Origin of the sequence: Wenjunlia tyrosinilytica, from assembly GCF_014646055.1 — a bacterium.
In the GTDB taxonomy this organism is placed as follows: domain Bacteria; phylum Actinomycetota; class Actinomycetes; order Streptomycetales; family Streptomycetaceae; genus Wenjunlia; species Wenjunlia tyrosinilytica.
Genome location: NZ_BMMS01000016.1, coordinates 67,799 through 80,712, shown reverse-complemented (window position 1 = coordinate 80,712; position 12,914 = coordinate 67,799). Strand labels below are relative to the sequence as shown.

At 71.4% G+C, this 12,914-nt stretch carries 12 protein-coding genes; 7 read left to right on the top strand and 5 right to left on the bottom strand.

Annotation, left to right across the window (positions count from 1 at the left end):
• Window positions 1-140 precede the first annotated feature (140 nt).
• Entirely contained in the window at window positions 141-977 is an 837-nt protein-coding gene (locus IEY86_RS19250) for a sulfurtransferase (protein WP_189132992.1), read from the top strand.
• Between the two features lie 141 nt (window positions 978-1,118).
• Here IEY86_RS19250 and sepH read toward each other — a convergent pair whose 3' ends face one another.
• The 3 genes from sepH to IEY86_RS19235 form a co-directional block, all read right to left on the bottom strand.
• On the bottom strand, window positions 1,119-2,168 hold the full coding sequence (gene sepH / locus IEY86_RS19245; RefSeq protein ID WP_189132991.1) for a septation protein SepH: 1,050 nt from the start codon (window positions 2,166-2,168) through the stop codon (window positions 1,119-1,121).
• Between the two features lie 433 nt (window positions 2,169-2,601).
• Window positions 2,602-3,942, bottom strand: a complete 1,341-nt coding sequence (locus IEY86_RS19240) for a D-arabinono-1,4-lactone oxidase (protein ID WP_189132990.1) — start codon at window positions 3,940-3,942, stop codon at window positions 2,602-2,604.
• Window positions 3,869-5,137: an MFS transporter gene (locus tag IEY86_RS19235; protein WP_189132989.1), complete on the bottom strand. Its 1,269-nt coding sequence runs from the start codon at window positions 5,135-5,137 to the stop codon at window positions 3,869-3,871. The genes IEY86_RS19240 and IEY86_RS19235 overlap by 74 nt, the downstream gene beginning before the upstream one ends.
• A 172-nt stretch (window positions 5,138-5,309) precedes the next feature.
• Here IEY86_RS19235 and IEY86_RS19230 point away from each other — a divergent pair, with 172 nt between their 5' ends.
• Window positions 5,310-6,446: a ferrochelatase gene (locus IEY86_RS19230; protein ID WP_189132988.1), complete on the top strand. Its 1,137-nt coding sequence runs from the start codon at window positions 5,310-5,312 to the stop codon at window positions 6,444-6,446.
• 298 nt (window positions 6,447-6,744) lie between these two features.
• Window positions 6,745-7,545, top strand: coding sequence for an inositol monophosphatase family protein (locus IEY86_RS19225; RefSeq protein ID WP_189132987.1), 801 nt, complete (start codon window positions 6,745-6,747; stop codon window positions 7,543-7,545).
• 186 nt (window positions 7,546-7,731) lie between these two features.
• On the opposite strand, the gene IEY86_RS19220 is transcribed toward IEY86_RS19225, so the two are convergent.
• Window positions 7,732-7,902, bottom strand: coding sequence for a hypothetical protein (locus tag IEY86_RS19220; RefSeq protein ID WP_189132986.1), 171 nt, complete (start codon window positions 7,900-7,902; stop codon window positions 7,732-7,734).
• A 516-nt stretch (window positions 7,903-8,418) separates the two neighbouring features.
• On the opposite strand from IEY86_RS19220, the gene IEY86_RS19215 reads away from it, so the two are divergent.
• The 4 genes from IEY86_RS19215 to IEY86_RS19200 all read left to right on the top strand — a co-directional run bounded on the left by IEY86_RS19215 (window position 8,419) and on the right by IEY86_RS19200 (window position 12,141).
• Entirely contained in the window at window positions 8,419-9,072 is a 654-nt protein-coding gene (locus tag IEY86_RS19215; RefSeq protein ID WP_189132985.1) for a response regulator transcription factor, read from the top strand.
• Window positions 9,073-9,077: 5 nt separating this feature from the next.
• Entirely contained in the window at window positions 9,078-10,376 is a 1,299-nt protein-coding gene (locus IEY86_RS19210) for a sensor histidine kinase (protein WP_189132984.1), read from the top strand.
• Window positions 10,377-10,924: 548 nt separating this feature from the next.
• Window positions 10,925-11,224: a DUF4193 domain-containing protein gene (locus tag IEY86_RS19205; RefSeq protein ID WP_189132983.1), complete on the top strand. Its 300-nt coding sequence runs from the start codon at window positions 10,925-10,927 to the stop codon at window positions 11,222-11,224.
• A gap of 11 nt (window positions 11,225-11,235) precedes the next feature.
• Window positions 11,236-12,141: a hypothetical protein gene (locus IEY86_RS19200; RefSeq protein ID WP_189132982.1), complete on the top strand. Its 906-nt coding sequence runs from the start codon at window positions 11,236-11,238 to the stop codon at window positions 12,139-12,141.
• 229 nt (window positions 12,142-12,370) lie between these two features.
• Here the strand turns inward: IEY86_RS19200 and IEY86_RS19195 are convergent, their stop codons facing one another.
• Window positions 12,371-12,823: a DUF3093 domain-containing protein gene (locus tag IEY86_RS19195; protein ID WP_189132981.1), complete on the bottom strand. Its 453-nt coding sequence runs from the start codon at window positions 12,821-12,823 to the stop codon at window positions 12,371-12,373.
• Window positions 12,824-12,914 lie beyond the last annotated feature (91 nt).

The window sequence follows — 12,914 nt, the reverse complement described above, 5'->3', positions numbered from 1 at the left end:
CGGGCCGTTCTCGCACGAGAATGCCCGCTCGCTCATTTCCTGCCGGTTTCGTGACCGTTGCCGAGCGGTGATGATCTGTCGTATCTCTGCTACCCCGCCCCAAGACCATGTCACCGGCGAATGAGAACCACAATGGGGCCATGGAACCCATCACCACCACCGCAGAGCTCTCCCGTGACCTCGAAGGTTCGGGCCGACCGGTACTGCTGGACGCCCGCTGGAAGTTGGGTGGACCGCCCGGGCGGTCCGAGTACGAGTCCGGCCACATCCCGGGCGCGCACTACATCGACCTCTCCACCGAACTGGCCGGCCCGCCCGGCAGGCAAGGGCGCCATCCGCTGCCGCCCCCCGAGGTCTTCGAGACGGCGATGCGCCGGGCCGGGGTGTCGGCGCGGCGCGACGTCGTCGTCTACGACGGCGGGGACACGATCGGCGCGGCTCGTGCCTGGTGGATGCTGCGTTGGGCGGGACACGACCGCGTCCGGGTGCTCGACGGTGGCCTGCGCGCGTGGAGCGCGGCCGGACTGCCGCTGGAGCGCGGGACGGTGGCGCGGGAGGAGGGCGACTTCACCGTGCGCCCCGGCGGCATGAAGGTGCTGGACGCCGATGAGGCGGCAGCGCTTGCTCGTTCGGGACTGCTGTTGGACGCACGCGCGGGGGAGCGCTACCGCGGCGAGGTGGAGCCCATCGACTCCGTGGCCGGCCACATCCCTGGCGCCGTCGGCGCGCCCACCGCGGCCAACATGACCGAGGACGGGCGCTTCCTGCCCCGGGAAGCGCTCGCGGAGCGCTTTCACGCGCTGGGCGCCACCCCGGCGGCCGAGGTGGGCGTCTACTGCGGCTCCGGCGTGAGCGCCGCCCAGCAGGTGATCGCCCTGGAGCTCGCCGGGGTGGAGGCCGCTCTCTACGTGGGCTCGTGGAGCGAGTGGTCCGCGGACCCCTCCCGGCCGGTGGCCAAGGGCCCGGAACGGGGCTGATCCCGCGCTCGACGCCGACGGCGCCGGTACCGCTTTCCCGCGGTGCCGGCGCCGTCGGACGTGCCGCTCGGACCTGCTGCCCGGTTCAGTCCTGCGTGCCGTTCAGTCCCGCTGCCCGCTGCCCGCTGCCCGCTGTCCCGTTCAGTCCTGTTTCTTGCGGCGGCTGCCGAAGACGATCTCGTCCCAACTCGGCACCGTGGCCCGGCGTCCGGGGCGCACCCCGTCGGCCTCCGCCTGGCGGTCGGTGTTGCCGACGAGCCGGTCGCGGTGGCCCGCCACCGAACGCGGCATCAGGACGTCGGCGTAGGCGGAACCCGCTCCCGCGCTCGCCGCCGGGGCGGCGGGCGCCTCGGGTACCGCTACCTCGTCCTCCTCCGGTTCCTTCTCCTCGGTGGCGGCCACCGTCTCCGGGACCACCATGTCGCCGCGGAAGTTCGGCACCACGTCGAGCAGGCTCGTCAGCGAGTCGCGCTCGTCCTCGGCCATCGCCCGGTCGGGCCGGTCCGCCGAGCCCGGCCGGTCCAGCGGACGGTCCCGGGGCAGCCGGGCGATCCTCGGGACGAACGGGAAGCTCGGCTCCGGAGCCTCGGCCGTCTCGCCGATCAGCGACCTGGCCTCGTCGTCGCACGCCTGGACAAGACGCCGCGGCGGGTCGTAGGTCCAGCTCGCCGAGTGCGGCTCGCCCGCGACCCGGAAGACGAGCAGGACCTCCCAGGTCCCGTCGTCACGGCGCCACGAGTCCCACTGGGCGGTGTCCTTCTCCGCGCCGCGCAGCAGCAGCCGCTCGGCCACCGCGTCACCGAGCATGGGCCCATTGCTCTCGCCCTGGCGCCGTACGGGGGTCTTGCGGGCGCGCTCCGCCATGAAGGCGCGCTCGGCGAGAACCGGTCCCTCGAAGCGCCGGACGCGCTCCACGGGGATGCCCGCGAGCTGGGCGACCTCCTCGGCGCTGGCGCCGGCCCTTATCCGCGCCTGGATGTCCCGCGGACGCAGATGGCTCTCGACCTCGATCTCGATCTGGCCGAGGCGGGCGCGGTCGTTGCGGACAGCGGCGCGCAGACGCTCGTCGATCGCGAGCGTGTACTCCGTGTTGTCGGCAGCCTTGAGCACCAGCCGTGTGCCGTCGTTGCTGACGGCCACGACACGCAGTTCGGGCATGGGGACCTCCCGGGTGGTGCCTGCCGACGTCACGTGCGCCGCTGCTCCCGTTGAACGATGTGACCTGCCCGGGTGCAGCCTGCCACTACCTTGCAGAGTCGCCCGGCGTGTCGTGCGCGTGCCACGACCCGCCGTTATGGCACGGTAATCGATTTGCAACACTGCGTGACGATCTCCGTCACCCTCCGTCGCTCATCTCCGTGCTGCACAGCGGCACCCTGGGCACAGTACTCCATTCGGGCCACAGGGGTGGACCGCCGCGCCGCCGAAGTTGAGCGGTGCAGCGGGAGTTGACAGCGTGCCCCGCGCGGGCGATCGGCCGCAACGGTGTTCATCCGCCCGGAAACGGGATCTTTCCATACGATTCTCTCCGGCCGGTCAGTCGTTTCTTGTGCCGATACGGTTACGGCGCCGACCGGGCGGTGTTCGGCGGTCCGTTCGCCGGCGCCCCACCCCGTCCGGTGCCTCATTCCCCCAGGACCCGCCGCAGGTAGTCATTGGCGAACCGCCGCTGCGGATCGACCCGGTCGCGTGTCTTCGCGAACTCCCCGAACCGCGGATACACCTGCTCCAGGTACTCCGCGTCGCGGCTGTGCAGCTTGCCCCAGTGCGGCCGCCCCTGATGGGCGGTCATGATCCGCTCGACCGCGGTGAAGTACTCCTGGTGCGAGGTCCCCCGGTACATATGGACCGCCACATAGGCGGTCTGCCTGCCCGAGGCCGTGGACAGCGCGATGTCGTCGGCGGGCGCGAAGCGCACCTCCACGGGGAAGCTGATCCGCCACGGCGAGCGCTCCACCAGCGCCTTCAGCTCCCGCACGACCTCCTCCGCCGCCTCGCGCGGCACCGCGTACTCCATCTCCACGAAGCGCACACGCCGGGGACTGGTGAACACCTTGTAGGCGGTGTCGGTGTAGGAGCGGGCGGACAGCGCCCGGCTGGAGACCCGGGCGATGCCCGGGATCGCCGCCGGAAGGGTCTGGCCCAGGGCGCACGCCACCTGGAACGCCCCGTTGGACAGCAGTTCGTCGTCCACCCATCCGCGCACCTTGGGCAGCGGCGCCGCGGGACCGTGGCTGCGGTTGTTCCGCTTGGTGTTGCAGCGGTCGGTGTGCGGGAACCAGTAGAACTCGAAGTGCTCGTTCTCCGCCGTCAGCTCGTCGAGCTCCGCTATCACCCGATCGAACGACATCGGCTCCTCCCTCGCGGTGAGGAGGAACGTGGGCTCGACCGCGAACGTGATCGCGCTGAGGACGCCCAGCGCCCCCAGGCCGACCCGGGCCGCGGCGAACAGCTCCGGGTCCTGCTCGGCGGACGCGCGCACGACCGAGCCGTCCGCCAGCACCAGTTCCAGGGCGCGGATCTGCGCGGAGACCGAGGCCGAGTCCCGGCCGGTGCCGTGGGTCCCGGTGCTCGTCGCCCCGGCCACGGTCTGCTCCATGATGTCGCCCATGTTCGTCAGGGAGAGTCCCTCGGCGGCGAGCAGGCGGTTGAGGTCCTTCAGCGGCAGCCCCGCCTCGACGGTGACGGTCCCGCCCGCGCGGTCGATCTCGCGTACCGCCGTGAGCCGGTGAGGCCCGATCAGCAGTCCGTCGGTGGCGGCCGCCGCCGTGAAAGAGTGCCCGGTGCCCACCGCCTTGACCCGAAGGCCCTGCTCCCCGGCGGAGCGCACGGCCTCGGCCAGCTCCTCGACGCAGGAGGGGAGCGCGGTGCGTTGCGGCCGCGCGGTGACGTTACCCGCCCAGTTGGTCCACGTCCTGCTTGCCGGTCTGCCCGCCCGGCTCGATCCGGTGCTCGTCGAGCTCACGTTGCCCCTCCCGCTCCTGCGCCGGCCGGAGCCTGCGCCAACCGAGGAACGCCACCACCGCGGCGGCGGCCCCGGCGACAGCCGGTACCGCGAAGGCGGTCCGCGCGTCGGCCGTGTCCACGACCCACCCGCTCGCCGAGGACCCGACCGCGACCCCGGCGGCGAGTCCGGTGCTGGTCCACGTCATGCCCTCGGTCAGCTTCGACGCCGGGACCATCTGCTCCACCAGGGCCATGGTGGTGACCATGGTGGGCGCGATCGACAGGCCCGCGACGAAGACCGCCACCGCCAGGGACGGAAGGTTCCTGACCAGTAGGAGGGGGATCATACTCACGGCCATCACGGCCACCCCCACCAGGAATCGACGCCCGGCCGAGCCCTTGGGGCTGACCAGCCCGAACACGACTCCGGCCAGACACGAGCCCAGCGCGTAGGCGGCCAGGACCAGGCTGGCGGCGCCCTTGTGCCCCTGTTCCTCCGCGAAGGCCACGGTGACGACGTCGACGGCTCCGAAGATCGCGCCCATGGCGGTGAAGGTCGCGACCAGCACCTGGAGCCCGGGGGAGCGCATCGCCGAGCCCTTGGTGTGGTGGGTGCGCGGATGCGGCGGCGGCTCCGTCGAGCGCTGCGCGGTGACGGCGAAGACGCCCACCGCCAGGAAGCCCGCCGACAGGACCGGCCCCGCCGCAGGGAAGAGCATCGTGGACAGGCCGATGGACAGCACCGGCCCGATGATGAAGCACACCTCGTCGACGACGGATTCGAAGGAGTACGCGGTGTGGAGCCGGGGGGTGTTCCGGTACAGGTGCGCCCACCGGGCCCGCACCATCGACCCCATGCTGGGGGTGCACCCGGCGACGACGGTGAACGCGAAGAGGGTCCACGTCGGGGCGCCGACGCCGGCGCACACGACCAGACCGAGGATCGCCGCCACGGTGACGGCGGCGGCGGGCCGCAGCACCCGGCGCTGGCCGAACCGGTCGACCAGCCGGGAGACCTGGGGTCCGAACGCGCCCCCCGACAGGGCCAGCGTCGCGGACAGGGCCCCGGCGAGCCCGTACTCGCCGGTGAGCTGCGAGACCATCGTCACGATCCCGATGCCGAGCATCGACAGCGGCATGCGCGAGACGAAGCCGGCCGAGGAGAACCCCTTGGTGCCGGGGGCGGCGAATATCGCGCGATAGGGGGTGAGCACGGGGCACTCCACGGCTTGCGCTTGCAACGGAACCGCGCGCGGCTACGGGAGGACGGCGCAGGTAAGGCGTGTCGAAGTCCTCACAGGTTACGGGGCGGGGCAAGTGGATTTCCCGGTCGTTCGCCGAAGGGCCGTTGCCCCCTCGTCCCCGGTCAGTGGCAGGATCAAAGGCATGCCCGATCTGCGTGCTCCGGGCGGCTCGGCCGCCCCCTACGACGCCCTGCTCCTGCTCTCGTTCGGCGGGCCGGAAGGACCCGAGGACGTGGTCCCCTTCCTGGAGAACGTCACCCGGGGCCGGGGCATCCCCCGCGAGCGGCTGGTCGAGGTGGGGCAGCACTACTTCCTCTTCGGCGGCGTCAGCCCCATCAACGAGCAGAACCGGGAGCTTCTCGCGGTCCTGCGCAAGGACTTCGCCGAGCACGGGCTGGACCTGCCGGTCTACTGGGGCAACCGCAACTGGGCCCCCCACCTCGTCGACGCGATGCGGGAGATGGCCGGCGACGGGGTGCGCCGGGTCGCCGTCCTGACCACGAGCGCCTACGCCTCCTACTCGGGCTGCCGCCAGTACCGCGAGAACCTCGCCGACGCTCTCGCGGTCCTCGAGGCCGAGGGCGCCCCCCGGATGCGGGTGGACAAGCTGCGGCACTACTACAACCACCCCGGCTTCGTGGAGCCGATGGTGGACAACACCCTCGCGGCCCTGGCCGAGCTGCCCGAGCCCGTGCGCAACCACGCCCATCTGGTGTTCACCACGCATTCCATCCCCACGACGGCGGCCGACGGCTCGGGTCCGGTCGAGGGTCACGGCAAGGGCGGGGCGTACGTGCCCCAGCACCTCGAGGTGGCCGCGCGGATCGCCGCCGGGGTGACCGAGGCGACCGGGGTGGAGCACCGGCGCTGGGAGCTCGTCTACCAGAGCCGCAGCGGCGCCCCGCACATCCCGTGGCTGGAGCCGGACATCTGCGACCATTTGGAGGCGCTTCACCGCGCCGGGGCGGCAGGGGCGGTGATGGTGCCCATCGGCTTCGTCTCCGACCACATGGAGGTCAAGTACGACCTCGACACCGAGGCCATGGCCAGGGCGGCCGAGCTGGGACTGCCGGTCACCCGTGCGGGAACGGTCGGCGCGGACCCGCGCTTCGCTGCGGCCGTGCGCGACCTCGTACTGGAGCGGGCCGCCGTCGAGCGGGGCGAGGAGGTGGAGCGGCGCTGCGCGGTGGGAAGCATGCTCCCCAGCCACGACGTCTGCCCGAGGGGCTGCTGCCCCAACCCGAGAGCGAACCGGCCCGCGGCCGCGGGGACGGACTGAGGCAGGGGAACGGGCCCGGCGGCGGGGCCCGCGGGATTCGACCGGTTCTCGCCGGTCCTCGCCGGCCCTCTCGGCGGGCGGTCCCCGACGGGTGGATCCGGCGCCGACCCCCGGCGCCGGGTACGCGTTCATCTCACAGCGGATCCCGGTAGCAGGCCGCGACATGTTCTCGACAGAACTCCCCGGCACACTCGGCAGAAGATCTCCACACGCCTCGACAGACCTCGACACGCACAGACCCCGACAGACTCGACACGCCTCGACAGATCTCGACAGATCTCGACAGATAGGGAAGCCCGTGACCGAAGCACCCCGGACCGAGTTGCTGGCGATCGCGGTGGAGGCCGCTCGACGGGCGGGGGAGCTGCTGCGCACCGGCAGGCCGGACGACCTCGGTGTGGCGGCGACCAAGAGCAGTCCCATCGACGTCGTCACCGAGATGGACATCGCGGCGGAGAAGCTGATCACCGAGTTCATCGGGGGCCACCGCCCCGAGGACGGGTTCCTCGGTGAGGAGGGGGCCAGCGTCGAGGGCACCAGCGGGGTGAGGTGGGTGATCGATCCGCTCGACGGCACGGTCAACTACCTCTACGGCCTGCCCGCGTGGTCGGTGAGCATCGCCGCCGAGCAGGACGGGCGCGTGGTGGTCGGCGCGGTGGAGGTGCCCATGCGGGCCGAGACCTTCCATGCCGTCGAGGGGGAGGGCGCCTTCCGCAACGGGGAGCGGGTCCGCTGCCGGACCGCGCCGCCGTTCTCCCAGGCCCTGGTGGCCACCGGCTTCGGCTATCTCACCCAGCGCCGCGACAACCAGGCCGCGGTGGCGCGGCAGTTGCTGCCCCGGGTGAGGGACATCCGCCGCGCCGGGTCGGCCGCGATCGATCTGTGCGACGTCGCCTGCGGGCGCCTCGACGCCTACTACGAGCGCGGCCTGCACCCCTGGGACTACTCCGCGGGCGGCCTGATCGCCCAGGAGGGACGGGCACTGGTGGGAGGCCGGCCGGGCGACGGGGCGTCGGAGGAGCTCACCGTGGCCGGGGTCCCCGGAGTGTTCGAGCCGCTCCAGACCCTCCTCGACGACCTCGGCGCCTGGCACGACTGACCGGACCTCCACCCACGCCGAAGGCGCTCCCCCTGGCGCATCGCGGGAGAGGCCCCGTCGGACGCGCGTAGACGCAAAGACGCCCCGGCACCGTCAGCGGTGTCCGGGGCGGTCAGCGGTGTCCGGGGCGTACCGGTCGAGCGGGTGGTCCGTCGGGCCTGGGTCCTGGGCCGGGAGAGGTCCGCGTCAGGCGCTCTGCGGTACCCGTACGCCGTGCTCCGCCGCGAGGCGGTGCAGGTCGTCGAGCTCGGCCTGCTCCACCTCGGCCAGGAACTCGTCGCCCGACCGAAGGGCGTCGTGGAGGTCGGACTCTGTGCTGCGTATGCGCTGCAGGATGCCTGCCGTGAACGCGTCCATATGGCGCCCCCAATGTGTCAGTCGTCGATGAGTCGTCTTCTCAGGCCCGTCCTGGACGTGCCGCTTCAGTGGCTTGATGCCGCGCCCCCCGTGCGGGCGTGTCCCTCGTCCGTCGAGCCGCGTGCCGTGGCGTGCGGGATACAGGGGGTGATCGCGGGTTGCAGTCGTCCTCCCCCGCACGCTCGAGGGGGAAACCTCATCGAGTCGAGGAATCTTCCCGCCCGCCTCGACGCCGATCGCCGTACGACGGGGGCGCACCCGCCGTCCCGCTCGTGTCCATCCTGCGTCCATCCGGTGCCAGGAGTCCGTTTCCCCTGGCTTACCGCCGTTTTACGTACCCTCGGTGCACGATGGAGCCACCGTCGGTCCCGCTCGGCCTTCGCACCTCTGTGACAGGGGAGACCCTTGAACACGGAGGTAGCACGGGGGTCCGGCCACGCCGGGCTCCGAGCCCGGACGTCCCATGAGCGGCACCGGCGGTCCAAGCATGCAGGAAACCGAGGGAAGGACACCCCGTTGCGGGTTCTCGTCGTCGAGGACGAGCAGTTGCTCGCCGATGCTGTGGCCACTGGCCTGCGCCGCGAGGCCATGGCGGTCGATGTCGTGTACGACGGGGCCGCCGCCCTCGAGCGCATCGGGGTCAACGACTACGACGTCGTCGTCCTCGACCGCGATCTCCCCCTGGTCCACGGGGACGAGGTGTGCCGCGAGCTCGTCGAGCAGGGGTTGCCGACCCGTGTGCTGATGCTCACTGCCGCCGGGGACGTCAGCGACCGGGTCGAGGGCCTCGAGATCGGCGCCGACGACTACCTCCCCAAGCCGTTCGCCTTCAGCGAACTCATCGCCCGAGTACGGGCGCTGGGCCGCCGTACCACCGCCCCGCTGCCCCCGATCCTGGAGCGTGCCGGGATCCGTCTCGATCCGAACCGGCGCGAGGTCTTCCGCGACGGCAAGCCGGTCCAGCTCGCTCCCAAGGAGTTCGCCGTCCTCGAGGTGCTCATGCGCAGTGAGGGGGCGGTGGTCTCCGCCGAGCAGCTGCTGGAGAAGGCCTGGGACGAGAACACCGACCCGTTCACCAATGTCGTGCGGGTCACGGTCATGACCCTGCGCCGCAAGCTCGGCGAGCCCGCGGTGATCATGACCGTGCCCGGCTCCGGATACCGGATCTGAGTTCCATGGCCACATCCCCGCCTCCCAGGCCCCCCAGGCACTCGCCCCCGCCCTCCGGCGGACCGGGTGCCAACGGGACCCGCCCGGTGCCGCCCAAGCCCACGTGGGACCCGCGCCCGCCGATGCGGCCGCTCCCGTGGCTGCGGCCGACGATCCGCTTCCGGCTCACGGTGCTCTACGGCGGCATGTTCCTCATGGCCGGCGTCATCCTGGTCTCGCTGATCTACCTCCTGGTTGCCCAGAGCCTCAAGACGGGCACGGCCCTGCCGTTCCGCCTGGTCCCCGGCAGCCGTGTGCAGACCACCCAGGGTTTCTGCCCGTCGGCCGGGCCGCAGATCGACCCCGACGAGTTCTACAGCTGCCTGCAGGCCTTCATGACCAAGCAGCGCAACGAGGCCCTGGACTCCCTGCTGCGCCGGGCGCTGATCGCCCTGATGGGCCTGACCGTGGCCGCCTTCGCCTTCGGCTACGTGATGGCCGGGCGGGTGCTCCAGCCGCTCGGCCGGATCACCCGCATGGCGCGCAGCGTCGCGGGTTCGGACCTGCATCGCCGGATCGAGCTGGACGGCCCCGACGACGAGCTCAAGGAGCTCGCCGACACCTTCGACGACATGCTGGACCGGCTCGACCGCTCCTTCGACTCCCAGCGCAGATTCGTGGCCAACGCCTCGCACGAGCTGCGTACGCCGCTGGCGATCAACCGCACGCTGCTGGAGGTCCAGCTCTCCGATCCGGAGGCCTCGGCGGATCTCCAGCAGCTCGGCAGGACCCTGCTGGCCACCAATGAACGCAGCGAGCAGCTCGTGGAGGGCCTGCTGCTGCTCGCCCGCAGTGACAACGAGGTGGTCGAGCGCAAGGCCGTGAATCTGGCCGAGGTGGCCTCCCAGGCGCTGGAGCAGACCCGCTCCGAGGCCGAGGCCAAGCGTGTGGAGGTGCGCTCGACGCTCAAGGAGGCCGTTGTCCAGGGAAATGGCGTACTGCTGGAGCGCATCGCGCTCAATCTCATGCAGAACGCCGTGCGGTACAACGTCCCCGAGGCCGGCTGGGTGGAGATCTCCACAGGCGTCCAGCCCGGGGAGGCGGTCCTGGTCGTGTCGAACACCGGGCCGGTGATCGCCGCCTACGAGGTGGAGAACCTCTTTGAGCCGTTCCGCAGGCTCCGCACGGAGCGCACCGGCAGCGACAAGGGGGTGGGCCTGGGACTTTCCATCGTCCGCTCGGTCGTACGGGCCCACGGTGGCTCGATCACGGCGCACCCCCGCGAGGGAGGCGGTCTGGTCATGCGTGTCTCGATTCCCGTGTGAGGGGTATCCATACCGGGAATGTCATGATTCTCGGACAAGATCGTTCAGCTGTGATGGATCACACACATGTTTCTGGTCATTCTGGATGGTGACTGACGGTGTGGTAAAGATGACGCCGAGTTCCGGCCCCCGCAGGTCGGAACCGGCCCCGTGCCCGGCCCGCAGATCACTCAGCGTGGTCGATGCCGAAGGCGTACGGTGCTCCGCGGAGGGTGCCGCCTACGCTGGAAGCGCTCCGGAAGCCTGCTGTTCACCGGGGTGTTCATCCCTTCGCGGTTCTGTGTCAAGACCACGGTGGGCGGGACGTTTCCGGGGGGCATGATCACGGGAAGTACACGATGAAGCACTCCGAAGGTGCGACTGTCGGACGGTCTTCGAGGAAGACGGCAATCCAATCCGATCACCTCTTCGGGGGGCCGGTTGGGTGTCGATTGAGTAACAGGCCTTGATGTAAGGCAAAATCTCCGCTTCGGGTCGGGCACAAGTCCGGCCTCTCACGCGTTACGTGCGCTGGAGACATCGCAAACACCCGGAGGGGGAGAGGCGACATGGCAACGGACTACGACACACCACGCAAGACCGATGACGACCTCAATGAGGACAGCATCGAGGAGCTGAAGGCCCGGCGGAACGACAAGTCCACCTCGACCGTCGACGTGGACGAGTTCGAGCAGGCCGAGAACCTGGAACTGCCCGGTGCGGACCTGTCCAACGAGGAGCTCTCGGTCCGCGTGCTTCCCCGGCAGGCGGATGAGTTCACCTGCATGAGCTGCTTCCTTGTGCACCACCGCAGCCAGCTCGCCAAGGAGAAGAACGGCCAGCCGATCTGCCGCGACTGCGCGGCCTGAGCCGGCCAGCCGTGGCCGGCGAGGGCCCGTTCCGGAACAACCGCAAGGGCGGCAGCCCGGCGGACGGCTCAGGCGTGCCCGCCGACGGTGCCGCCCCCGGCGGCTCCGAGGCGTGGCGGCCGCCGACCGCCGCGCAATCCGCTGCGGCGGGCCGAGCGGGCGGGCGCGGCCGGGGCATGGCCCGGCTCGCGGGCAGGGGCGCGACGAAGGTGGGCCAGGGCGCGATGGTCGGCCTGGCCACGCTCGCGGAGCGCCTCGCGGAGAACGCGCCGCGCATCCCTGTGCGCGACCTGCCGACCCTGCGGGCCCAATTCCCCGGGCTCGACGCCGAACAACTGGCGGACAAGCTGGTCGCCGGAGCCGCGAAGAGCAGCGCCGCTGTCGGCGCGAGCATCGGAGCGGTGGCGGCACTGCCGATGCCACCGGCGATGATCGTCGAGCTGACCACGGAGACGCTCGCCGTGGCCGCCGTCGAGATCAAGCTCATCGCCGAGCTCCACGAGGTCTACGGGCAGCGCGCGCCCGGGAACGCCACTCAGCGCGCCTACGCCTACCTCGGCTCCTGGGCGAACCGCCGAGGAGTCGACGTCCTCAAGGTGGGCAGCCTGACCTCGGCGCTCAGCGGGCAGCTCAAGCGTGAGCTCCGCCAGAAGCTGCTCAGGCGCACCCTGCGCAATGTGCCGACGCTGACCCCGTACATGGTCGGCGCGACCATCGGCGGCGTGGTCAACCGGCGTGACACCCTCAGACTCGCCCTGTTCGTCCGCGCGGACCTGCGTACCCGTGCCGTCCCGTGGGACAAGCTCGACCTTCCACCGCTCGAGGCGCCCGACGCGCTCGAACCGGCCGACTCCCCCCGGCCGGAGCGAAGCGCGCTCCCCCGTCCGAAGCCGTGGAGACCGAACCGCGGGACGTAGGAACCGCGGGCCCCGGGAACCGCGGCCTGTGGAAACGGAAGCCTCTGGAAACGGAAGCCGGGAAACGGGTCGCGGGAAAGCGGCGCACGGGAACGACGCGGGAAGAACGCACGAAGAAGGCGCACGAAGAGGACGCACGAAGAAGGCGCACGAAGAGGAAAACGCCGTAGCCGCTCCCTCGGGAGCGGCTACGGGCGTCAGCGGGCTCGCGGGAGCTCGCCCGACCCGTTCAGGAGCCGTCCGGCGGGGCCGGCTTCAGGGCCCGCGCCAGCCGTTCCGGGTGCCGTGTCGACAGGTAGACATAGGGCGTCGGGTCCTCGGGGTCGGTCACCTCGACCCGTACCGCCGTAGGAATGTACGCCCGCAGCAGCATGAAGGCCCGGGGGTCGGCCCGGTAAGACCGCCACGCGGCCGCCTCCCGCGCGTCCAGCGCATGGGCCTGCCCCAGGGCCTCCACGGGGATACGGGCCTCTCCAGCGACCAGGGAGCCCTGCACCACCCGGATCCTGGCCGAGCCGTAGGCGCTGACCGCAGCCGCCGCGAGGGCCCCGCCGCCGACCAGCGCCGCCAGCATCGGCACCGTGCCGAGCGGCAGCGCGATCAGGCCGAGGGAGACCGCCGCCGCCGCGGCGATGAGCCACCAGCTGACCGGGGCGGTGAGGCGTTCGTCGTAGGACTGCATGCGGACAAGCTTGGCACGCCCCGCGGAGCCCCCGGCATCCACCGCCGATCCGCCCCCGATCCGCCCCCGATCCGCCCCGATCCACCCCCGA

What these genes read in the sequence shown, in the direction of transcription:
- IEY86_RS19250 (WP_189132992.1), top strand. Translation starts at nt 141, where the DNA reads ATGGAACCCATCACCACCACCGCAGAGCTCTCCCGTGACCTCGAAGGT.
- IEY86_RS19230 (WP_189132988.1), top strand. Translation starts at nt 5,310, where the DNA reads ATGCCCGATCTGCGTGCTCCGGGCGGCTCGGCCGCCCCCTACGACGCC.
- IEY86_RS19220 (WP_189132986.1), bottom strand. Translation starts at nt 7,902, where the DNA reads ATGGACGCGTTCACGGCAGGCATCCTGCAGCGCATACGCAGCACAGAG.
- IEY86_RS19210 (WP_189132984.1), top strand. Translation starts at nt 9,078, where the DNA reads ATGGCCACATCCCCGCCTCCCAGGCCCCCCAGGCACTCGCCCCCGCCC.
- IEY86_RS19205 (WP_189132983.1), top strand. Translation starts at nt 10,925, where the DNA reads ATGGCAACGGACTACGACACACCACGCAAGACCGATGACGACCTCAAT.
- IEY86_RS19195 (WP_189132981.1), bottom strand. Translation starts at nt 12,823, where the DNA reads ATGCAGTCCTACGACGAACGCCTCACCGCCCCGGTCAGCTGGTGGCTC.